This window comes from Halomonas sp. IOP_31 (genome assembly GCF_021151495.1).
Classification (GTDB): Bacteria; Pseudomonadota; Gammaproteobacteria; order Pseudomonadales; family Halomonadaceae; genus Modicisalibacter; species Modicisalibacter zincidurans.
The window spans coordinates 22879-43747 of record NZ_JAIRBP010000025.1 but is presented as its reverse complement, the minus strand read 5'-3'; the positions used below and the strand labels follow the sequence as shown (position 1 = coordinate 43747).

General features: G+C 62.8%; 17 protein-coding genes and 1 CRISPR repeat array (1 of these 18 cut by a window edge). Of the genes, 2 read left to right on the top strand and 15 right to left on the bottom strand.

What is annotated here, in order from left to right:
• A CRISPR array of direct repeats spans nucleotides 1-2162; the repeat unit is 29 nt; unit sequence CGGTTTATCCCCGCGCCTGCGGGGAACGG; it reaches 4585 nt to the left of the window's first position.
• Nucleotides 2163-2272: 110 nt separating this feature from the next.
• The 14 genes from cas2e to K7I12_RS12715 form a co-directional block, all read right to left on the bottom strand.
• Complete coding sequence (gene cas2e, locus K7I12_RS12780) at nucleotides 2273-2569, bottom strand: type I-E CRISPR-associated endoribonuclease Cas2e (protein ID WP_231664355.1); 297 nt, start codon at nucleotides 2567-2569, stop codon at nucleotides 2273-2275.
• Between the two features lies 1 nt (nucleotide 2570).
• The gene (cas1e, locus tag K7I12_RS12775; RefSeq protein ID WP_231664354.1) at nucleotides 2571-3491 is read right to left on the bottom strand and encodes a type I-E CRISPR-associated endonuclease Cas1e; all 921 of its coding nucleotides are present in this window, start codon (nucleotides 3489-3491) and stop codon (nucleotides 2571-2573) included.
• Nucleotides 3488-4192: a type I-E CRISPR-associated protein Cas6/Cse3/CasE gene (cas6e, locus tag K7I12_RS12770; RefSeq protein WP_231664353.1), complete on the bottom strand. Its 705-nt coding sequence runs from the start codon at nucleotides 4190-4192 to the stop codon at nucleotides 3488-3490. Before cas6e ends, cas1e begins: the two co-directional genes overlap by 4 nt.
• Entirely contained in the window at nucleotides 4192-4974 is a 783-nt protein-coding gene (gene cas5e, locus K7I12_RS12765) for a type I-E CRISPR-associated protein Cas5/CasD (RefSeq protein ID WP_231664352.1), read from the bottom strand. Before cas5e ends, cas6e begins: the two co-directional genes overlap by 1 nt.
• Nucleotides 4975-4985: 11 nt before the next feature.
• Complete coding sequence (gene cas7e / locus K7I12_RS12760; protein ID WP_231664351.1) at nucleotides 4986-6074, bottom strand: type I-E CRISPR-associated protein Cas7/Cse4/CasC; 1089 nt, start codon at nucleotides 6072-6074, stop codon at nucleotides 4986-4988.
• A gap of 59 nt (nucleotides 6075-6133) precedes the next feature.
• Nucleotides 6134-6826, bottom strand: coding sequence for a type I-E CRISPR-associated protein Cse2/CasB (casB, locus tag K7I12_RS12755; RefSeq protein ID WP_231664350.1), 693 nt, complete (start codon nucleotides 6824-6826; stop codon nucleotides 6134-6136).
• On the bottom strand, nucleotides 6823-8520 hold the full coding sequence (gene casA / locus K7I12_RS12750) for a type I-E CRISPR-associated protein Cse1/CasA (RefSeq protein ID WP_231664349.1): 1698 nt from the start codon (nucleotides 8518-8520) through the stop codon (nucleotides 6823-6825). The genes casB and casA overlap by 4 nt, the downstream gene beginning before the upstream one ends.
• 442 nt (nucleotides 8521-8962) lie before the next feature.
• The gene (locus tag K7I12_RS12745) at nucleotides 8963-9298 is read right to left on the bottom strand and encodes a helix-turn-helix domain-containing protein (protein ID WP_269438672.1); all 336 of its coding nucleotides are present in this window, start codon (nucleotides 9296-9298) and stop codon (nucleotides 8963-8965) included.
• 177 nt (nucleotides 9299-9475) lie between these two features.
• The gene (gene cas3 / locus K7I12_RS12740) at nucleotides 9476-12151 is read right to left on the bottom strand and encodes a CRISPR-associated helicase Cas3' (protein WP_231664347.1); all 2676 of its coding nucleotides are present in this window, start codon (nucleotides 12149-12151) and stop codon (nucleotides 9476-9478) included.
• Nucleotides 12152-12322: 171 nt separating this feature from the next.
• Nucleotides 12323-13150 (bottom strand): HpcH/HpaI aldolase/citrate lyase family protein, encoded by an 828-nt coding sequence (locus tag K7I12_RS12735; RefSeq protein ID WP_231664346.1) that lies wholly within the window; start codon nucleotides 13148-13150, stop codon nucleotides 12323-12325.
• A 10-nt stretch (nucleotides 13151-13160) separates the two neighbouring features.
• A complete protein-coding gene (locus K7I12_RS12730; protein ID WP_231664345.1) occupies nucleotides 13161-14366 on the bottom strand; it encodes a CaiB/BaiF CoA transferase family protein in 1206 nt (401 codons plus the stop codon).
• Nucleotides 14363-15787: an MmgE/PrpD family protein gene (locus K7I12_RS12725; RefSeq protein WP_231664344.1), complete on the bottom strand. Its 1425-nt coding sequence runs from the start codon at nucleotides 15785-15787 to the stop codon at nucleotides 14363-14365. The genes K7I12_RS12730 and K7I12_RS12725 overlap by 4 nt, the downstream gene beginning before the upstream one ends.
• A gap of 10 nt (nucleotides 15788-15797) precedes the next feature.
• Nucleotides 15798-16961, bottom strand: a complete 1164-nt coding sequence (locus tag K7I12_RS12720) for an acyl-CoA dehydrogenase family protein (RefSeq protein WP_231664343.1) — start codon at nucleotides 16959-16961, stop codon at nucleotides 15798-15800.
• Nucleotides 16961-17797 carry an FAS1-like dehydratase domain-containing protein gene (locus K7I12_RS12715; RefSeq protein ID WP_231664342.1) on the bottom strand — a complete coding sequence of 279 codons (837 nt, stop codon included), beginning with the start codon at nucleotides 17795-17797 and terminating at the stop codon, nucleotides 16961-16963. The genes K7I12_RS12720 and K7I12_RS12715 overlap by 1 nt, the downstream gene beginning before the upstream one ends.
• Before the next feature lie 142 nt (nucleotides 17798-17939).
• Here K7I12_RS12715 and K7I12_RS12710 point away from each other — a divergent pair, with 142 nt between their 5' ends.
• Together K7I12_RS12710 and K7I12_RS12705 are read left to right on the top strand one after the other, a co-directional pair.
• Nucleotides 17940-18857 (top strand): LysR substrate-binding domain-containing protein, encoded by a 918-nt coding sequence (locus K7I12_RS12710; RefSeq protein WP_231664341.1) that lies wholly within the window; start codon nucleotides 17940-17942, stop codon nucleotides 18855-18857.
• Nucleotides 18858-18964: 107 nt separating this feature from the next.
• On the top strand, nucleotides 18965-19963 hold the full coding sequence (locus K7I12_RS12705) for a TRAP transporter substrate-binding protein (RefSeq protein ID WP_231664340.1): 999 nt from the start codon (nucleotides 18965-18967) through the stop codon (nucleotides 19961-19963).
• Nucleotides 19964-20079: 116 nt separating this feature from the next.
• On the opposite strand, the gene K7I12_RS12700 is transcribed toward K7I12_RS12705, so the two are convergent.
• Complete coding sequence (locus K7I12_RS12700; protein WP_231664339.1) at nucleotides 20080-20769, bottom strand: TetR/AcrR family transcriptional regulator; 690 nt, start codon at nucleotides 20767-20769, stop codon at nucleotides 20080-20082.
• Between the last annotated feature and the right edge of the window lie 100 nt (nucleotides 20770-20869).

Here is a 20869-nt window from a genome sequence, read left to right as displayed (position 1 = left end):
TTATCCCCGCGCCTGCGGGGAACGGTCAGCGGTCAGGTCGATCTGAAGGCCGTTCAACGGTTTATCCCCGCGCCTGCGGGGAACGGATGCCGGCTACTCGATGGCAATGGCGAAGATCCGGTTTATCCCCGCGCCTGCGGGGAACGGCCGCACTATCAGCAGCAGCTCGGGCTGCACGACGGTTTATCCCCGCGCCTGCGGGGAACGGGCCAATTGCGTATGAGCTGTAGCGAGTCTCGGCGGTTTATCCCCGCGCCTGCGGGGAACGGGGTTCTGGCGACTGGGAATCGCTCAAGCAGGACGGTTTATCCCCGCGCCTGCGGGGAACGGACGTGCGCCTCGTCGATCACGACAAGATCAAACGGTTTATCCCCGCGCCTGCGGGGAACGGCGGAATGTGGTTCACGGGGCCAGTCTGATTGCCGGTTTATCCCCGCGCCTGCGGGGAACGGAGCACTTCAACCAATGGAAGCAACAGGCTGATCGGTTTATCCCCGCGCCTGCGGGGAACGGCATAGAGAATTTTTTATATAGCCTATAGGGTTCGGTTTATCCCCGCGCCTGCGGGGAACGGGGCGTATTCCCGCCTGGTGTCGGTAAGGCCCGCGGTTTATCCCCGCGCCTGCGGGGAACGGTCCCTAGTGTCTTTGAGAAACTGCAGGGGGGCCGGTTTATCCCCGCGCCTGCGGGGAACGGGCTGACGGCTTTTTCAGGTTTTATACCAATACCGGTTTATCCCCGCGCCTGCGGGGAACGGCGGATTGCGTTGCCATTGTCTTAGCTCCCTAGCGGTTTATCCCCGCGCCTGCGGGGAACGGCACAACGTCACCGTGGCCCAGCGCATGCACTACGGTTTATCCCCGCGCCTGCGGGGAACGGGCCTCGAGCTGCTTCTCGCCGTTCTGCAGGAACGGTTTATCCCCGCGCCTGCGGGGAACGGGACCTCGAGGCGGACATCCGCGACATGGTCGGCGGTTTATCCCCGCGCCTGCGGGGAACGGGACGGCAGCACCGTCTATGCCCTGAAGACCGACGGTTTATCCCCGCGCCTGCGGGGAACGGTTCGAGCTGAGCGGCCCGGATCTGATCGCGCACGGTTTATCCCCGCGCCTGCGGGGAACGGTAGCTGTTGCCCGATTGGGTGTCGTAGCAGTTCGGTTTATCCCCGCGCCTGCGGGGAACGGTTCCGATACCTCGCGCTCTCGTGTTACGGCCTCGGTTTATCCCCGCGCCTGCGGGGAACGGGCGGCAGGCATGTACCCGACAATCTGCAAATCCGGTTTATCCCCGCGCCTGCGGGGAACGGGCCATTGATCTCGTTGCCAAGCTCGGCGAAGGCGGTTTATCCCCGCGCCTGCGGGGAACGGGTTCACCCTGCGTTTGCCGCTCACTCGAGCGGCGGTTTATCCCCGCGCCTGCGGGGAACGGCGAGCCGGATTTGATTTCGTACAGCTCGCCATCCGGTTTATCCCCGCGCCTGCGGGGAACGGGCCACGTTTGGCTAACACCTATTTGCTGCTCAAGGTTTATCCCCGCGCCTGCGGGGAACGGTGCACAACAGGCTATGCCCTACGAGGCACTCACGGTTTATCCCCGCGCCTGCGGGGAACGGGTAGGCGATGTCCTGTAACGACTCCATGGTGAGCGGTTTATCCCCGCGCCTGCGGGGAACGGTACGGCCAGTCGTCCAGCCAGTACGCCAGCATCGGTTTATCCCCGCGCCTGCGGGGAACGGCAAAGGATGCGCTGGGGTCGAGCGATGACGTGCGGTTTATCCCCGCGCCTGCGGGGAACGGGTCTGTCACGCCCGAGTTGACGAGCATCGCTGCGGTTTATCCCCGCGCCTGCGGGGAACGGGTTGAAGGTGATGTCATAGACGCCGGCAGGCGCGGTTTATCCCCGCGCCTGCGGGGAACGGGGCATGTCGGCCAGCAGTAGGTCCATGCGCGGCGGTTTATCCCCGCGCCTGCGGGGAACGGCACCCTTCGTTAGCTGCTGCCCTTATGTCAACCGGTTTATCCCCGCGCCTGCGGGGAACGGGGGCCGGCGGCCGGTTACAGACGTCAGGCGACCGGTTTATCCCCGCGCCTGCGGGGAACGGGAGGAGAACCTGAGCCTCAACGAGAAGGCTCACGGTTTATCCCCGCGCCTGCGGGGAACGGTCTAATCATAGACACTTGTTTCTAAAAGATAAAATCACCGGCGGATAATCTACCGGCGATTTCGATCATTTTTTAACCAGCCTTTATTTTTAAAGAACCTTTTAAAACAATTAGTTATCGGAAGGCGGCAAAAACCGCACCAAGCGCAATCCGTCATGGTCGATGGGCACGCGGCGGCTGTCGCCATAAGTCTGGAATTCGAAGCCGGATTCGTGATTGCTGGCCCAGGCCATGGCAACATTGCCACTCTCCTCGGCCAGCACCTCAATCTGCTCCCAAATCATTTCACGAATACGTTTACTGACATCGCCCACATAGACGCCGGCTCTAATCTCAAGCAGCCAAACTGCCAAGCGTCCCCTAAGTCTGGGCGGCACGGCTTCAGTGACCACTATCAACATCGCCATGTCATTGACTCCTATGCCCTGCATCGCCCAAGGATTCGGGCTCGGGAATAGCGGGCGGTACCGAATCAGCCGGCGGAAGTGGAGGTTCGATCTCACCCGCCGCCAGCACTTCTTCGATCATGGGAATCAGACGCTGCAGCAGACGGGTCTGCTTGAACGCGTCGCGACAGGCAATTCGCACTTCCCGATCAGCCATGGGCGGATTTTTGGCGGCAATGCGGAAGGCCGCCGGCACGACGGTCTCGAATTTGACGATATCGGCAATGTCGTAGACGAAGCTCAACGGCTTGCCGGTATGCAGAAAACCGATCGCCGGTGCATAACCCGCCGCCAGAATGGCGGCTTCGGTAATGCCGTAAAGGCAGGACGTTGCTGCAGAGAGGCATTGATTAGCCACATCCGAGGCATCCCATTGCTTCGGATCATAGCGACGTCCCTGCCATTTCAGGCCATACTGCTTGGCCAGCAGTTGATAAGTCTTGCGAACCCGCGCGCCCTCCATGCCCCGCAACTGGTCGACGCTACGTCGTGAGGGTGGTTCCTCACCGAAACGCAGCTCGAACATCTTGCGTACGACCTTGAGACGCAGCGTTTCATCCAGTGCCAACTGCGCTTGGTAAAGCAATTTGTCGGAGCGCGCGCCGCCGGGTTGCCCGGCGCTGTATAACCGAACCCCCGCGTCTCCTACCCAGATCAGCAGCGTACCCACGGTGGCCGCCAACTTGACGGCGGCATGGGAAACTCGAGTTCCCGGTTCGAGCAACAGGCAGGCGACTGAGCCGACCGGGATATGCATGCGCTCGCCGTTGACCTCATCGACCACCACGAAGGCGCCGTCGCGAACATCGATCTGTCCCATCCCGACAAAGATCATCGACATACGGTCCTTGAGGGGGATGGGTTTGAGGGGGATGAAGCTCATACCAGCCCCGGCACCCGGCGCAACAGTAACAACCCGCACCCGAATGCCTTGGCACGCCCCATCCCGTGGGCCAGCGTCTCGAGCAGCCGTTCGGGGTCGGTCACATCGAGCAATCCTTCGTAGTCCACGCTGGAGAAGCGAATCGCCTCACGCCGCCCCGCTTTTTGCAGCTCGTGCTGACGATACGCCCCCACTTCCGGGGAGACCGGAAGCGCAAAGCCGTGACGCTCGGCACGCGTATTCAACCACGCTTTCGCGGCCTTGTTCATGACTTCGGAACACGCCGAGCTGGCACGCTCTCCTGGCGGAAATGGCTTTCTGGCGGCCATGAGTACATCGGCTCGGTGAGAGCGCTGGCCACGGCCACCGGACAGAGCCACCGTGGGGTTGGCGCGTAGCCGAAAGGCAAGGCGGTCGCCCTGTCTAAGCTCGGGCGTGAATGGCTTGCACTGCACGTCGAAACCGTCGACCGCAGCCGGTTGATGCCTGGAGCAGACATAGAATCGTGGCAGTCCTTTCATGCTGCCGGACACTTCGTCTTCCTCCATCTCCTGGCGAAAAAGAAATGGGCGTTCGCCCTGATGTTCCGGAAATAGCGTCCAAAGGAGCTGGTGAGCGGTATAGGCACCGCCCTCCATCACATCGAACAACTGCGTCCGAGACAGCGTATTGAGGTCAACTGTGACTTTCGCGAGATACATCAGCGCCCCTCCTCGGTACGTACCACCCGCCGATGCTCGATCCGGGCGCCGAACTGCCAGCGCCGACGATGCAGCGGCTCGTCCCAGACCTCGCTGGACTCCGCCGCATCAGCATTGCCATCCAGTGCTTGGATGTCACCTTCCCACGCATAGACCACTTGATCGGGTAACCTCAGCAGACGTCGGTCCTGTGTCTCGTTGCCGACCAGTGGTAGCCAGGTTTTCTCAGTGTTCAGTCCGCTTTCGAAGCCGTGATCCAGCGCTTCCCGCCAGTGATTTGCCTCCACGACGACGGGCATGAGGGGTGCTGCCAGCGGGCAGGCCTTGCGACCGAGATAGAGCGTGAAACGGGGTTTCTCCAGCGCGTTTCTAAGTTCGTCCAGCGACCAGGCAGCGTCAGACGCCAAACGCAGTGCCACCACCCACAAGCCGTCGCAGCGGTAATCTCGCGTAGAGAGAATGGTATTGAGGGTAGCCTTGGGTACCGAAAGTTCTTCACGCCGCGAACGGTAGCTCACCTTCGACTGTGATGCCGGTACCTGAATGGTGTGATAGTCGCGTAGCAGCAGGCCTGGAGAGCGCTGTTTGACGGCAACGGCAAGACTCTTACGCAGACTCTGCTGCCCCGCGTCGTCATCGCGCCGGATGCCCAGCGCGGCGCCGATGAGCCCGATAATGGCACTACGCCCGGGATAGGTCGCCGTCGGTCGGGTTTCCCCGACTGCGGCTTCTCCCCAGCTCGCCATTGGCGCATAGAGGCGAAAGACTAGATAGTTCGGCATGTCGCCTCCGCTCAGTCGTCGCCTTTGAGAAAGGACTGCAGATCCTGCAGATTCCCCGTCGACGTGTTCCCTTTCAAAGCGGGCTTTTCGTACTCGGGTGTCGCCGAGAGAATGAATCGGCGATCGGCGCCGGGACCGTAAGCGTCATCGAACGCCTGCGCCTGTTTTTCCAACTTCTCGATAGCCTTGATGGCCTGTCCCTCACCATTGACCGGCTGCAGGAAGGCGGCCGACAGCGAGCGCGGCTGCTGATCGCCTTTTTCTGCCAGCAGATAGCTGGCGTGGGCGCGAGAGCCGAAGCTGTTCTGCTTGCCCTTGGGGGAGATCTTGACGGCGGACTCGACCAGCGCAGCAATGGCGTGGTCGGCCAGCTCCTCCTTGCCTTGCAGGTTCTCGACCAGCAGATCCCGGTCGATGCAGACATAGAGATAGAACAGCCCGGCGGCAAAACCGGCTTCACCGATATGCGCCGCGCCGCGGTCTTCGTTGCCTGAGTTGAGGTCGTCGACCGCAGTGAAGTAGTCGTCTTCGACCTCGGCGGCATGCACGGTAATCGCATGGGCTACCTGACAGGCCGCCTCGACGTTGTAGCTCGGCGCCGCGGCGAGCATGCGTCCGAAAAGCGCCACATCGACGGCTGTCGGCCGCTGCTCGAGCAGTTCCTTGAGTTCCTGATCGGTTGGCTCACGCTTCTCCGCCCTCAGCGTGTCGGCCAGGCGCTCTACGGCCGCTAACTCCTCCGGCCCGACATGAACGAGCTGCTCGATTTCGTATTCGTGTTTTTCGTTTTTATCGACCTTGCGTAGCTTGCCGAAGACGCTCGCGATCTTCTCCGCGCTAGCGCCAGCGATTTTTTCGCCGGCGTCTGACATGCGATCATACACCTGCTTACCCAGGCGCTTGGTACGCGTGCCCCTGTACCCATCGACGGCCTCTTCAAATAGCGCAGAAGTCCGCCAGTTACGCTTGAGGCTTTGGGAGGAAACACGTAAGCGGCGCGCCCCACCCATGAACGCCGTCTTGGGGCGCCCCAGATCGTCGCGGTTGAGGTTGGAGGGCGGGTAGGCAGTCAGAAGATGTAGCTGAATGAAGTGACTCATGAAATGTTCCCTGAAATGGTAATGATGAATATTTATCGGTGACGTTCGTGGTCGATGGATCAGTCGCTCGAAGACGCTTTCATGGCGCGCGCCTTGAAATAGCCGTCGCTCATGACAAAGGCGAAGCGCTCGGTCACCTCAGGGCGATACTGGCCACGCTGTTCGCGATGCCAGAGCGCGACGTTATCCGCCAGGCGCACGACGCTGACGCCGGTGTTGTCGGCGAGTTTCAGCGCCCGACGGAAACGGCGGATCAGCTCCTCGGGCGTATGGCAGTCCAAAAGCTGCTGAAAGCGCAGGTCGCTCATGCGTGGAGTATCCGCGGTGTTGGGCCGGTTCTCGCCAAGCCGCCGCGCGAGGGGAACATCGAATGCTTCGTCGCGCAATTCGGCGACGATGGCCGCAATTGTTGCCCACGTTTCAAGGCGATGGTTACGCGTAGTGGGGTGATCGCTGGACTGATCGTTAAGCCAGACCCGCGCTTCCAGCGCGAACCAGAGATGACGAAACGCTTCGGTCAACATGACCTGCTCGATGCTTTCGCAACGCCGGAGTGCCGCACGCACGCCTCGGGGATGGGGGCGCTGCTTTGTGTAACGTTTGAGCATCGTTTCATCCAAAGTAAGACGCTGCCACCAGCGCCGTAGCTCGAAGGCCTCTTGCCGCTTGATCGCGTAGAGATGGCTTTCGACCGTACTCTCGGTGTGATCGCTTGCGGTTTGCGACTCCGCTCCCTCCTCAATCTCACTCATGCTGCGCTCTCCGTATTGTTGGTTTTGGGCGCCTGCGCTGGCAGCTCGAACCCGCCGGCCTTGGCGAATGTCTGAACCGTTTTGCCCACCTTTTTGCCGCTACCATTCAGATACGCCAGCAGATAGCGCCGAGCCCCCGTGATGCGCTCGAGCTGCTGCATTTTCATTCCTTCCAGCGGCCCGCTGATGGCCTGGGCGTCGAAGAGTTTCAGAGCCTCATTCTTGAGCGACTGATGCCAAATCTTGTGAACCTCACTGGAAAGCACCGGCTCGGGGATGTCGTCGCGCAGCGTCTCGCCCATCTGGCGTAGCGCCTCAAAAAATGCGAGTTGCGTGGCCTCGAAAAACTGGGCATCGATCTGACTCATATCGCCCTTGGCATCCTCGGGGCGCTTGAACCAGGCGCGCTTGAGCTGATTACGCACGGTCCAGGCAAAATCGCCGGCCAGATCGACGAAGCGCTGGACCCAACCCCTGAATAAGTCCTGATATCGATCCGGCACGCCTACCAGTGGCATCTCGGTGCTGTACCAGCCTTGGGCATTGGCCTGCTTCATGTCATAGCCAAACACCCAAAGACGTACGCGCTGAAAGAGTGCGTCAAAAGCTTCTCCATCATCCTGAGCAGCCTTGACCATTTGGTATTTCTTCAAATGGTGGGTTACCGCGCGCGCCGGTAAAGTGCCGCTAACCGTCTCGTCCTCCAGCACCAAGCCCGGCCAATGACGGTAACCTAAGCCATCAGCCTGTCCTTTCCTTGAGTACGGAAAATTCTCAGGCTTTTTGGGGTTCATACGATAAGGCGTTAGAGGATGGCGCCACGGACCCTCATAGTTGACGCCATGCGTTTTCGAGCGAAGCTGGCGCACCAACTGTGCTGCCTCGCGTCCGCAGAGATCGCAGCCACCGGAATCTCCTTCAAACAAAAGCCTGTAGCGGCGCGGCATGGACCAGAAGACATGCAGCGGGTGAACCTGCTCCGGGTACACCTCAGTGCCCTTGCTGTCACTGACGCGGGTTCGGCTCATCCAGAAAAACAGATCGGGATCTTCCGCCGATGGCGTACGCCAGGTCTGGCCCGGCTGGGGCAGCGCATCGGCGGGCATTACATTGGGCCAGAGGCGCTTCCACAGCGGTTGCGTTTCATCCTCGGGCAAGATCAGCGTCGCCAATGGCCCGCCTCCGCGGAGCCCTGTGCGTATACTGGCACCACCCTCGGGAGCGTTAATTTGCATGGTATAGAGCGCCAGTGCCGCGCAGTCCTGGCACATAGCTTCCACCCGGCCACGCTTGACGAAGAAATCTCGATTCTTTTTGACGGTATTGATTCCGGGAGAGTCGATCAACAGACCGGCGACCGACGACACTTTTACATCCTCGAGCGGGTCAATATCCTGCATAAAGCGCGGGCCGTCGCCGTCGAGTTCGAACGCCGCCGCGAAAGGCGCCAATGCTGCTTCCAGTTCCTCGACGCTTGGTGGCTGCTGGTAGCGATCCAGCCAGGCATCGGTATTCTTCGGCGTCATGGCGGTTTGCAGCAGGCCGATCAAGAACTGCCAGGCAGCGCCCTGAAAATCCGCACGGGGAAGTTCGAGATCGAGAATATCGGGGTCAGCCAGTGCCGAGGGGGGCTGGTAGGTAACGGCTCCGTTTTTGTCTTGGAATGGGAGCCAGGGATCGGCGAGAAGGTTCATTGGCGTCACCAAAAGCAGGGAAAGAGCTGGCCCCGACCTGGGCCAGCAGGTGGTTAGATCAGGTCACGGCTGCGTCCTCCAGCACGCGACGGTGAAGCCGACTCGGCAAGCCGATAGCTACGGATAGCCAGCACGCGGCCTTTCCTGGTTGGGAAATAAAACCTGAAAAGCATATGGCCTCCTGGCCAGTCCTTGATGTGGGAAGCGTCGACCGCTTGTGTGTTAACTGAGCGCTAATCATCATGCCTACAGATATAGACAAGGTTCAAAGACCTGATTGAAAAATAGTAACATGATTGTTACCGCAGATTGTGCTGCGCGTCAAGCGCCCGCATAATCCGCCGCTGTCGTTCACCACGCCCGTGGTGATGGACCGGTCCATAGACCCGACCGCGCAAGTGGGTGAAATCGCTCCCCGCGCCAGCGGGGCTACCCATCGAACTCAGTCATTTCGCGAGGACCTCGGTGGGCGCTTCAACACGACTCGCTTGGGCAGCTCGGCGCTGGCAAGCGCCTGACCGACACTGTCGTTGCCGATGTCCGCAATACCGGCGAGTCCGTCGAGAAGGCCGAGCGCCTGAAGAACGCTGGCATAGATACCGATGCCGACGCTGGCGTCACCCGCCTCGATTCTCTGCAGGGTCGAGCGCGACGTGAAGGCGCGCTCGGCAACGACGGCCATGGTCAGCCTGCGCCGGCGACGCGCATCGTGAATGTCGGCCCCAAGTTTGCGCAGCGCGCGGCGTACGGCTGCCGGAGGATTGTGAGGAGTTGCCATAAGTAACCTTCGCGCTACAGAATAGCCTATTGTGTAGCGCGAAGATGACATTTACTCCAGGCTGGCTATTGGCAATCATCCACTCTCTTTATGCACGGGTCAGGTCAGCGGTTTCTGTAGACGGTGGCTATCGCTATGCGAGATGTATGGCCATAGCCACTCCCGCATCTCCCATCATCAAGAAAACTCCACGCCCCACTGCCTATCGTATCGACAGCCGTCATCCTCGTCGGGCAGCCAGGGCTGGGTAAAACGCAGCGCCTTGTAGCGTTTCTGCAATGCCTCCCAGCTCTCGGTGTCGCGTTCGGGCAGCTCGGTCAGCTTTCTTGCCTGGCTCTCTCGCAAGCGGCACTGACTCAGCATATCGGCGTGACGCTCACCGTCGGCCCATAGCGCGAGTTCGTCGCCCTCGCGCTTGAGCAGCACGACGTTGACGCTCGGCTCGTCACTCAGGCGAGTCCCGGTCTCGCGCTCTTCCTGCCATTGATCGAAGTCTTCGTTGAGCCGATATCCCGCTTCCAGGTCGAGAGCGTTGTAATTCGCCATCGCGACTGAGCGCTTGCGGTCACCACTGCCTTCCAGCCTCACCTGGTCCAGAGCCTCGGGGATATCATCGATAGGGCAGGCATAAACGCTCTCGATCAGCGTGCGCGCCTCGCCAGGCAACTCGATGGCACCTTGCGCGCGCAGCACCTGCTGCGTCAGCCAGACCAGCGAAGTATCCCGATACACCGCTTGTGTACCCGGCAGCGTGCGTTGCAGCCAGTCCGCCTCCGGCTGATCGTCCCATTCAGGCGCAAGAATTGTGAGTCTCGGCGATAGACGTTCCCCGCGCTGGTGACGTTGAAGACGCCCGGCACGCTGGATCAACAGATCAATAGGCGCGATATCGCTGATCATACGGTCAGCGTCGCAGTCCAGACTTTCCTGAAAAACCTGCGTGGTAATAACGACTTGTGACCGCCTGACATCCGCGCGGGAGGACTTTCCCAAGCGCGAGATCACTTCGGACTCGAGACGTCTGCGATCCATCATCGCAAAACGCGCATGGAACAGCAGGCATCGCTCGGGATCAGGATGGCAGGCGCTGATCTGCTGCCAGGCGCGTATGGCGTCATCTACCGTGTTACGCACCCAGACGATGCATTCCCCCGCCTCGACCGAGGCCATGACTGCTTTCACCGCCTCGTCTTCATCGGAAAGCCAGTCAACATCGACGCGACGGGCGACTTCCGGGCGCGTTCCCAATGGCGTCTCCCAAGGAGAGTCATCACCACACTGCGTCAGTAGGGGAAAGTCCGTTTTGACGAGCTTAGCCGGGGGGAGGCGCTGCCCTTGGCGCCAGGCGTTCACCAAGGCCTGGCGCATGGCAAACGGCAGCGTAGCCGTCAGCAATATGGCACTGCCGCCCTGACGAGCATGATGTGCCAGTAACTGATGCAGCAGCGTCTGCATATAGTGATCGAAGGCGTGGACTTCATCGACGATCAACACCTTGCGGGCCAATCCAAGCATCCGCAGCGACTGGTGCCGAAACGGTAGCAAGCCCATCAGCACCTGATCGATCGTGCCGACGCCCACATCCGCCAGCAGCGCCTTCTTGCGCGAATCGGCAAGCCACCGATTGCATTGGGTCGAGGCGCTGGTATCGATTGCTGCGTAATCGCCATCGTCTGGCTGCGCCGTCATCACCGCGCGCTCGAAATCCTCGTTCAACTCACGCGCCCCGTGCGCGAGCACGAAAGACGGCCGGGACTCCGCGCTGAAAAAGCGATGATGCAGATCGCCCAGCCGGGCGTACATCGCATTGGAGGTCGCCATGGTCGGCAGCGCGAAGTAGAGCCCCTCCCCCTGCCCGGTCGCCAGCATCCGTTGGGCGAGGATGCAGGCGGCCTCGGTTTTTCCGGCCCCCGTGACGTCCTCGAGAATGAACAGTTGAGGCCCTTCTGCCAGCGGCGTCGACTCAGCTTCCCGCTGCAAGGGCGTCGGCGTGATGTCTCCGTCGAACCACTGCGCCAGACTTTCGAAGGGCACGGGCTCGAGCGCATGGGAAAACCCGGTGACTCCCAGAACCGACTCGGCTTGTGCAAGCGCCATCGGCCAGTATTCGGCCAGGTTCATCGCCCGCTGCCGATAGGGAAAATGATCGCGATGAGAGCCAAGCCAGTCACTCAACGTCGCCCAGCCCGCGATGGTCCAACTCAGCGTCTTGAAGACCTCGAGCCACTCGCTGTCGAGCAATTTATCTATCGGCCAATGCGGCTGGATCAGTGCCGCCCAATCAGCGATGAAGCCTCTCGCCGCCTCGACATCATCCGCTATCGCGTCGCGGCCGAAGAAGGTCTCCACTCGCAAGTGCCCGGTCGCAACCGGCCGGCCGTGATGGCCAAAGAAAGGCGCCATCAGGCTGATCATCGGTTCGGCGAGCTTTCTGGCAGAAGCGTTGCTGTCGCCTGGCCAACGCAGGGTGCCGTCTTTGCGCCACTGAAGCCAGCAATGATCCCACAGCAGCACACCCAGCCGGTCATGGCGCTCCGAGTAAGGCATGCCCAGCGGCGGGGCCATGCCTTCGACCGACAGCTTCAGCACCTCCTGGAATGCTCGCGAGAACTTGCCCAGATCATGCAGCCCCAGCAGGAAGACCAAAAATCCCCGCAGCGCTTCAGGCTCCATAGCGAGGCGCGCAGCCAAGTGACGCGTCAACGGCCGGCTCGGGGCCAACAAATGCCAGCCCACCGCCGCCACGTCGAGACTATGCCACGCCAGAAGGTGACAGCTATCGTCCATACGGCCAGGCAGCGCCTTGCCCGCATAGCGGTGATAAGAAAAATCCGATGCAATCGTGCCCGACATGCTGCCTCCCTTTTTATAGACTATCGACAGCAGAACACATTTGGCCGTAGGCGCGCAGGTCACCGAATGGCCCGGGACAGGCTTGAAATAACCATTGGCTATGGCGGTAATACCGCAAGCATCATCGCCAGTCTGCGGTGACGCTGGCTCATGCTTGGGCTGCGCAACGCGTCATGATGCGCGCACCTTGGCCTTGGCAAGAACCCCCTGGGCACGCGCGATGACCGGGGCATCGACCATCTGTCCGTCGAGGCTAAAGGCCCCCGTGTGCTGCGCCACGCCCTCCATGACCTTGTTCGCCCAGGCGATCTCAGCCTCGGAGGGCGTAAATGCCTGGTTGATCGGTGGCAGCTGTTTGGGGTGAATGCATAGCATCCCGGAAAAGCCCATCTCTCTGGCCCGTTTGGCCGCCTGTGCAATCGCTGCGGTGTCCTCAATCGAAGGATGCACGCTCTCGATCGGCGCCATCAAACCCGCAGCGCGAGAATGAATCAACAGCGCATAGCGACTCTGATCCAGGATCTGCTGTGCGCCCGGCGTGCCAGTTTCCAGCCCCAGCTCCGCGCCCATGTCCAGCGCGCCGAAGCTCAGCCGCTCCACGCCCGAGACATAGACCAGCGTGGGCAACGCCAGGAGGCCCCGGGCCGTTTCGATCAACGGCCATAGGGGTTTGTTGCAGGTCGCTGCCGTCTCCAGAGCCTGACAGGACTCCGTCTTGGGAATCACCAGGCGCGTGACATTGGCATAGCGTGAACATAGCGCCAGATCGGACTTGTAGTGGCCGGTGCCAGGCGCATTGACCCGAACCATGAGCCTGGCTTGCGGGTTGTGGTTCAGAAACGTATCGAGCGACTCCCGTGCGACCGCCTTGTCGCTTTCGGCGACGGCGTCTTCCAGGTCGACGATGACGGCATCGGCCGGGCTGGCCAGGGCCTTGGCGATGCGCTCCGGGCGGGTGGCCGGAACGAACAGAATGGAGCGCAGGGCATCCGGACTCATAACGGCTCCATCAAATGACGTTGTGTTCTTTCAGGTGACGGATGGCGTCGCGATCGTAGCCCAGCTCGGCGAGGATCCGTTCGCTGTGCTCGCCGAGCGCGGGTACCGGCTGCATCTGCGCCACGAACGCGCTATTGCGCCCCGGTGGCAGCAGCGCCGGAATCTCGCCGGCGGGGCTGCCGACGCTCGCCCAGCGCTGGCGCGCCTTGAGCTGCGGATGCGCCCAGACGCCATGCATGTCGTTGACATGGGCGTTGGCGATCTGTGCCTCGTCGAGCCGGGCCAGCACCTCGTCCGCGCTCAGCGCGGCAAACGCCTGCACGATCAGTGAGCGCAGCGCGTCGCGGTGGGTGGAGCGCCGGGCATTGGCGGAAAAGCGTTCATCCCCGGCCAGCTCGGGCTGCTGCAGGACCTTCTCGCAGAATACCTGCCATTCGCGCTCGTTCTGCAGGCCCAGCATGACGGTCTGGCCGTCGCCGGTGGGAAACGGGCCGTAGGGATAGATGGTGGCATGCGAGGCCCCCGCCCGCGGCGGCGGCTCGGCGCCGTCGAAGGCATAGTACATGGGATAGCCCATCCACTCGACCAGGCTCTCGAGCATCGACACGTCGATGTGGCTGCCGGTGCCGGTGCGCCCGCGCAGCAACAGCGCGGAGAGGATATTGCTGTAGGCGTACATGCCGGCGGCGATATCGGCGATCGAGCAGCCCGCCTTGGCCATGCCCTCCGGCCCCGGCGTGCCGGTCGTCGACAGGAAGCCGCCCTCGCTCTGGATCAGCAGGTCGTAGGCCTTCTTGGTGTGATAGGGGCCATCCTCACCGTAGCCCGAGATATCGCACACGATCAGCCGCGGGAAGTCGGCGTGCAGCGTCTCGAAGGACAGCCCCAGCCGGGCCGCGGCCCCCGGCGCCAGGTTCTGCACCAGCACGTCGGCCTGGGCCAGCAGGCTGTCCAGGATCGTCCGGGCTTCGCCGTGCTTGACGTCGAGGGTCAGGCTCTCCTTGGAGCGGTTGGTCCACGCGAAGTGGGAGGACAGGCCGTGGACCCGCGCGTCGTAACCCCGGGCGAAGTCCCCGACGCCGGGACGTTCGACCTTGATGACCCGCGCGCCCATATCCGCCAGTTGGCGGGTGCAGAAGGGCGCAGCGATGGCATGCTCCAAACTGACGACGGTGATGCCGTCCAAGGGGCGCGGGGAGGTGGCTGACTCGTTCATGCGTCGGCTCCCTTGTTTTCATGAGTGCTTTCACGAGTGCTCTCACGCGTGTTCTCGCGCGTCGGGGTCTGGAGCAGCGGCGCGATGCGCGGCTGGTCCCGCAACTGCCAGGCCCAGGCAACCAACTGATGGGCTTCGGTTGACGAGGCCGCGCCGGAAAAGGCCGCCAAGCGCCGGAACTTGTCTTCGAGCTCGGCCCGCGACAGGGTGTTGCCAGGATCGCCCTTAGGATCGTCGATCGCCTGGCTGAGTACCCGGCCGTCGCGGGTCGTTACCTCGACGCGCCCCAGCCACTTCTTCGGGTAAGCCGCGTCGACCTCGGGATCGAGTTGCATGCTCACCCGCTCCCTGAAGGCGATGACCTGGCTGTCCTCGAGGGCGTGGCGCTGAAACTCCTCGAGGCCCGCCTGGCCATGCACGGCGATCAGCCCCAGTACCGTGCCCATCGAGAACTTGGCCTGATGGATCGAGGCGGGCCGGGTCACCGGGCCCAGCACGTCGATGGCTGCCTGGTACACGCGGGCGGTGACGTGCTCGATGTCCCGATGCTCGAGGCCGTGCGTCTGCATCAGCGCTAGCAGCGCATCGGCGGCGGGATGGGTGTGCCGGCACGAGGCATGGAACTTGAACGAGGTCTCCTCGAGCGCCCAGCGCTCGCCGAGGCGATCCGTCAGATAGCGGTCATCGGCATCGCGCGACATCCCCGCGGCCATGCCCTGCCTGCCGTCCAGGATGCGCTGCGCCCCAGTCAGGCCCTCGGCGGTCAGGTAGGCGGCCAGCAGCCCGTCGGCGGCCGCCTTGGCGGTATGCAGCTGCTTGGAGTGGGCGCCATCGCGCAAAAATTCCCACAGCCCCGCGGCCTGGGTGCCGGCGCTACCCAGCACGTGGACGAAGCGATCCTCGTCGAAGCCGAGCAGCTTGCCGACCGCCACGGCGGCGGCCAGCGTGCCCACGGTGCCGGTGGTGTGGAAGGTGGCGTAGTGCGAGCGACCGAGGAACTCGCCGATACGAATCCCCGCCTCGTAGCCCGCCACGGCGGCGACGATCAGCTCGCGGCCCGAGGCGCCGAGTTCCTGGGCGGTGGCCAGCGCGACGGGAAAGACCACCGTGCCGGGATGCAGCACCGAGCTGTTGTGCAGGTCGTCCTGCTCGACGACGTGCGAGGCGGCGGCGTTGACCAGTGCGGCGAAGTGCGGCGAGGTCAGCCGCCGGTCGGTCAGCGATTCGCTGGCCCCACTCGCCGGCCCCATGCGCTGTGCGTAGCGCTCGAACAGCGGAATCGGCGGCTGGTTCTTGCCGGCCAGCGCCGAGCCCAGCCAGTCGAGGCACAGCTCCTCGCAGCGCGCCACGACCCGCTCGGGCAGGGCCGGGTAATCGAGATCGGCCAGGAAGGCGGCCAGGGTCCGGGTGGGATGGCTCATCGGACGTCTCCTAGAAGGACCGCGGCAGCTCGAGCAGGTGCTCGGCGACGTAGGACAGGATCAGGTTGGTCGAGATCGGTGCGACCTGGTAGAGCCGGGTCTCGCGGAACTTGCGCTCGACATCGTACTCGCTGGCGAAGCCGAACCCGCCGTGGGTCTGCAGGCAGACGTTGGCCGCCTTCCACGACGCCTCGGCGGCCAGGTACTTGGCCATGTTGGCGCTGGCCCCGGCGGGCAGGCCGTTGTCGTACTCGTGGCAGGCCCGCCAGCGCATCAGGTCGGCGGCCTCGATTTCGATGTGCGCCTGGGCGATGGGGAACTGGACACCCTGATTCTGGCCGATCGGCCGGCCGAACACCTCGCGACTGCGGGCATAGTCGCTGGCTTTCTCGATGAACCAGCGCCCGTCGCCGATGCATTCGGCGGCGATCAGCGTACGCTCGGCGTTCAGCCCGTCGAGGATGTAGCGAAAGCCCTTGCCCTCCTCGCCGATCAGGCTGTCCGCCGGAATCTCCAGGTTGTCGAAGAACAGCTCGTTGGTCTCGTGATTGACCATGTTGGCGATCGGCTGCACGGTCAGGCCGTTGCCGATCGCCGCGTGCAGGTCGACCAGGAAGATCGACATGCCCTCCGACTTGCGCTGCACCTGGTCGAGCGGCGTGGTGCGCGCCAGCAGGATCATCAGATCGGAGTGCTGGATGCGCGAGATCCACACCTTCTGGCCGTTGATGACGTACTTGTCGCCCTGCCTGACCGCGGTGGTCTTGATCTTGGTGGTGTCGGTGCCGGTGGTCGGCTCGGTGACTCCCATCGACTGCAGACGCAGCTCGCCCGCGGCGATCTTCGGCAGGAAGTGCTGCTTCTGCTCCTCGGAGCCGTGGCGCAAAAGAGTGAACATGTTGTACATCTGGCCGTGCACGGTGCCGGAGTTGCCCCCGCAGCGGTTGACCTCCTCGAGGATCACCGAGGCTTCGTTCAGGCCCAGCCCCGAGCCGCCATATTCCTCAGGAATCATCGCCGCCAGCCAGCCGGCCTCGGTCAGCGCAGCGACGAACTCCTCGGGGAACGCCTTGCGTTCGTCGACGCCGCGCCAGTAGGCCGCATCGTAGTGGCTGCACAGGCTTCGTACGCCGTCGCGGATGGCCTCCAGGGCCTCGGTGTCATGGGCAAACATCAGCCATTCTCCTGGTAGTGAATTTCCGCCTCGTGGGCCGGCCCGCGATCGTTGAAGGCCCACAGCGCGGCCCGGCCGGCCTCTTCATGGCGGCCGGCAACCTGAAAGTCGCCGTTGGCAATCAGCGGGCGCAGGCCGCGGTAGGCAAGCCGTGTCGGCATGGCGTGGGGGTGGGCGTTGCAGAAGGCCTGAACCATCAGCGTGGCGATCATCGGGCCATGCACGACCAGCCCGGGGTAGCCTTCGGCCTCGGTGGCGTACGGCCAGTCGTAGTGAATGCGATGGCCGTTGAAGGTCACCGCCGAATAGCGGAACAGCATGAGCGGCGTGGGCCGGATGGACTCCGCCCACTCGGGCTCGGGCAGCGGCGTGTTCAGCGACAGCCGCAGCGGCGAGGGCTCCCGATAGACGATATCCTGTTCTTCCCGAATGCAGGCTTCGCCCTGCTGGGTGTAGTCATGGCGCACCGTGACGAACAGTAGCTTGCCGGTCCGCCCCTGCTTCTCCTTGATAGCCGCGATCGTCGAGTGGCGCGCCGCGGGCATATCCACGCGCAGCGGTTGAATGAAGTCCAGCCGGCCGCCGGCCCACATCCGGTTGCGCCCTTCGGCGGGCGGCAGGAAGCCACCGCGTGCGGGATGGCCGTCCCTGCCCAACTGCGCTGGCGCGACGGGCTCCTGAAAGAAAGCCCAGTGCCATAGCGGCGGCAAAGGCTGCCCGCTCGCCGGGCATGGGAGGTCGAACGTCGCCGCGATGCGCGTGACCAAGGCCGCGCTCAGCCCGTCCTCACTGTGCTCCTGGTTGCCGATCCAGTCGCTGACCTCAGCACCCACCATGTCCTGTCCTCCTGTGGTTGTGCCATCAGGATGCGCAGGGATGGGACCTTTAGAGAATTTGCTTTTGCATAAGGCGGTGTTCTGCTGAGCCGAAAGCCCGCGTTATCGAGCGACTTGATGACCCCCGCTCAGGAGAAGGTGCATGCATTTCGATTTGCCTGACTTGCGATTGTTCATCCACGTCGCCGAGGCCTGCAGCATGACGGGCGGCGCCCAGCGCGCCCACCTTTCCACGGCAGCGGCCAGTACACGAATGAAGGCCCTCGAAGGTCAGTTGGGAAGCCGATTGTTCTATCGCAGCAGCCAGGGCGTGGAGCTCACCCCGGCGGGGGAGCGCCTACTCCGTCATGCCCGGACGATCCTGCGTCAGGTCGAGCATGTGAAAAGCGATTTCTCGGAATATGCCGATGGCGCCGCTGGCCACCTACGCATCTTCGCCAACACCACGGCGGTGACCGAGTTCATGCCCGATGTGCTGGCCCGATTTTTGGCCACCCGCCCCGGCATCACCGTCGACCTTCAGGAACGGCTGACTCGGGATATCGTGCGTGGCGTACTCGATGGCACGGCGGATCTGGGCGTCGTGGCGGGGGTGGCCGAGGCCCAGGGGCTACAGTTGCTGCCGTTCAGCCTGGACCGATTGGTGCTGGTCGTGCCCCGGGGGCATGCGCTAGCCGACAGGCCCCCGGTCAGCTTCCACGAGACGCTGGACTATCCGCATGTCGGACTACACGACGGCAGCACCCTGCTGCAGTTCCTTCAGGATCAGGTCAAGGACATGGGCAAGAGCCTGCCTCTGCGCATCCAGGTACTCGGCTTCGAGCCGGCCTGCCGGATGATCGAGGCGGGGGTGGGTATCGGCATCCTGCCCGAGTCGTGCGCGCTTCGCTATCAGCGCACCCTGGCCATCCAGTTGATCGAACTGGACGACGCCTGGGCTCAGCGTGAGCGCAGCATCGTCGTCAGGGAACTGGAAGCCCTGCCGAGCTGCGGTCAGGCGTTGCTGCAAGCGATCTTCGGCTATGAAGGTTTTACCCCGTCCAGCAAGGTTTCAGCGTAGGCTAACCCTGGTTTGCTCAAATACTAATACTCGCCGTTATTGAGCTATGCCAGCATCCGATAAGTCCATTGGGCTACTCACACTATTACAATCACAAGGATTACGGCATGCCTACCTACAAGCTCGCTGCGCTCGCCTCACTGGCCGCCGGCATCATGCTGGCCGGTTCGGCCTTCGCCGCCGACCCGATCACCATCAAGTTCTCCCACGTGGTCGCCGAGAACACCCCCAAGGGTCAGATGGCCGAGAAGTTCAAGGAACTGGTCGAGCAGAGCTCGGTCGGCGACCAGGTCGAGGTCGAGGTCTATCCCAATTCCCAACTCTATGGCGACGATCAGGTGCTCGAGGCCATGCTGCTGGGTGACGTCCAGCTCGCCGCGCCGTCGCTGTCCAAGTTCCAGAAGTACACCGATCAGCTCCAGGTCTTCGACCTGCCTTTCCTGTTCGAGGACATGGCCGCGGTCGAGCGCTTCGAGAACAGCGCGACCGGCAAGCAGTTGCTGACCTCCATGCAGGACAAGGGCTTGATCGGCTTGGGCTATCAGCACAACGGTCTCAAGCAGCTGTCGGCTTCCGAGCCGCTGCGCGTGCCCGAAGACGCCGCCGGCAAGAAATTCCGGATTCAGACCTCCGACGTATTGCAGGCGCAGTTCGAGGCGATCGATGCCGCGCCGCTCAAGAAGCCGTTCTCCGAGGTGTTCATCCTGTTGCAGACCGGGGCCATCGACGGCCAGGAGAACACCTACTCGAACATCTACTCGCAGAAGTTCTACGAGGTGCAGCCGTACATCACCGAGTCCAACCACGGCGTCATCGATTACATGGTGGTCACGTCGGATCGCTTCTGGAACGGCCTGCCGGATGACGTTCGCCCTGTGCTGGAAAAGGCCATGCAGGAAGCGCTCGCCTACGGGAACTCGATCGCCGCCCAGGAGAACAAGGAGGCCAAGCAGGCGATTGTCGATTCCGGCAAGTCCGAGATCATCGAGCTGACCCCCGAGCAGCGTCAGCAGTGGGTCGACGCCATGAAACCGGTGTGGAAGGAATTCGCCGACGAGATCGGACAGGATGTGATCGACGCCGCCCAGGCCGCCAACAAGGGCTGAGACCGCGGCCATCGCGAAGACGGCGAGCCTCCGGGCTCGCCGTCGCCGGGGGACCGGTGGTGTAATGTTTCAGCCCTGTCGGGCCCTCTACCACCAGCGCGCTGCCAAGCCAGCCGTCACCCCCGATGAGTCCCAGCGTCGATTGCCGGTTCTTGAGCCATCTGCCGTTGTGCAGCCGCCAATTCCTCGCCGGAAAACCGGGCCGTGTGCCGTGCGGCGAAACGCTCCAGATCGGCGGGCGTGCAGGGTTGCCCGGTAAAGATGGCGACGTACTGGGCCACCCGGCCGATGCGGGTGTCCCGGCTCTCCCGGGTGTGCATCGAGATATAGCCGACCTGGATCAGGTACACGGTCCGGGCCCGGGTATCGGCTTCCGCTGAGTCGTAGCCGTAGCGGATGAACATCGCCTGCAGCGCCTCGAGGCGTCGTTCGTCGGCATGGCGGACCCGCCCGGCGACGGCGCTGTCCTGCAGGCTCCAGCTCCTGACGGCGTATTCGAACTCCGAGTCGAAGAGGCCAGGATCGAACCAGCAGTCGAAGACGTTCAGCATGGCCTCGACGATCGACGCGGCGTATTTTTCGCTCTGCGAGACCAAGGCGTGGGTATTGCGGCGTTCCCAGCGCTCCAGCAGTGCGGCCAGCACCTCTTCGCGATCCTTGAACAACCAATAGAAGCTGGTGCGCGACGTGCCCAGCTTCCTGGCCAGCGGCACGATCTTGACGGCGCCGACGCCGGCCTCGATCAGCAAGTCGTACGCCGCATCGATCCAGGCAATCCGGTTGATAGTGGGGCGGTCGCTTTTCACTCAGTTTGCTCTCCGTTTCCCTCTAGGCAATGACCCATGGCAGCGATGCTATCTGTGCACGCTGTACATCGATGTCACCATTATTGACACCTATGTACAG

Bases quoted from the DNA above. Each gene is read 5' to 3' on its own strand.
- cas2e (WP_231664355.1), bottom strand. From the start codon at position 2,569: ATGGCGATGTTGATAGTGGTCACTGAAGCCGTGCCGCCCAGACTTAGG.
- cas1e (WP_231664354.1), bottom strand. From the start codon at position 3,491: ATGAGCTTCATCCCCCTCAAACCCATCCCCCTCAAGGACCGTATGTCG.
- cas6e (WP_231664353.1), bottom strand. From the start codon at position 4,192: ATGTATCTCGCGAAAGTCACAGTTGACCTCAATACGCTGTCTCGGACG.
- cas5e (WP_231664352.1), bottom strand. From the start codon at position 4,974: ATGCCGAACTATCTAGTCTTTCGCCTCTATGCGCCAATGGCGAGCTGG.
- cas7e (WP_231664351.1), bottom strand. From the start codon at position 6,074: ATGAGTCACTTCATTCAGCTACATCTTCTGACTGCCTACCCGCCCTCC.
- casB (WP_231664350.1), bottom strand. From the start codon at position 6,826: ATGAGTGAGATTGAGGAGGGAGCGGAGTCGCAAACCGCAAGCGATCAC.
- casA (WP_231664349.1), bottom strand. From the start codon at position 8,520: ATGAACCTTCTCGCCGATCCCTGGCTCCCATTCCAAGACAAAAACGGA.
- K7I12_RS12745 (WP_269438672.1), bottom strand. From the start codon at position 9,298: ATGGCAACTCCTCACAATCCTCCGGCAGCCGTACGCCGCGCGCTGCGC.
- cas3 (WP_231664347.1), bottom strand. From the start codon at position 12,151: ATGTCGGGCACGATTGCATCGGATTTTTCTTATCACCGCTATGCGGGC.
- K7I12_RS12735 (WP_231664346.1), bottom strand. From the start codon at position 13,150: ATGAGTCCGGATGCCCTGCGCTCCATTCTGTTCGTTCCGGCCACCCGC.
- K7I12_RS12730 (WP_231664345.1), bottom strand. From the start codon at position 14,366: ATGAACGAGTCAGCCACCTCCCCGCGCCCCTTGGACGGCATCACCGTC.
- K7I12_RS12725 (WP_231664344.1), bottom strand. From the start codon at position 15,787: ATGAGCCATCCCACCCGGACCCTGGCCGCCTTCCTGGCCGATCTCGAT.
- K7I12_RS12720 (WP_231664343.1), bottom strand. From the start codon at position 16,961: ATGTTTGCCCATGACACCGAGGCCCTGGAGGCCATCCGCGACGGCGTA.
- K7I12_RS12715 (WP_231664342.1), bottom strand. From the start codon at position 17,797: ATGGTGGGTGCTGAGGTCAGCGACTGGATCGGCAACCAGGAGCACAGT.
- K7I12_RS12710 (WP_231664341.1), top strand. From the start codon at position 17,940: ATGCATTTCGATTTGCCTGACTTGCGATTGTTCATCCACGTCGCCGAG.
- K7I12_RS12705 (WP_231664340.1), top strand. From the start codon at position 18,965: ATGCCTACCTACAAGCTCGCTGCGCTCGCCTCACTGGCCGCCGGCATC.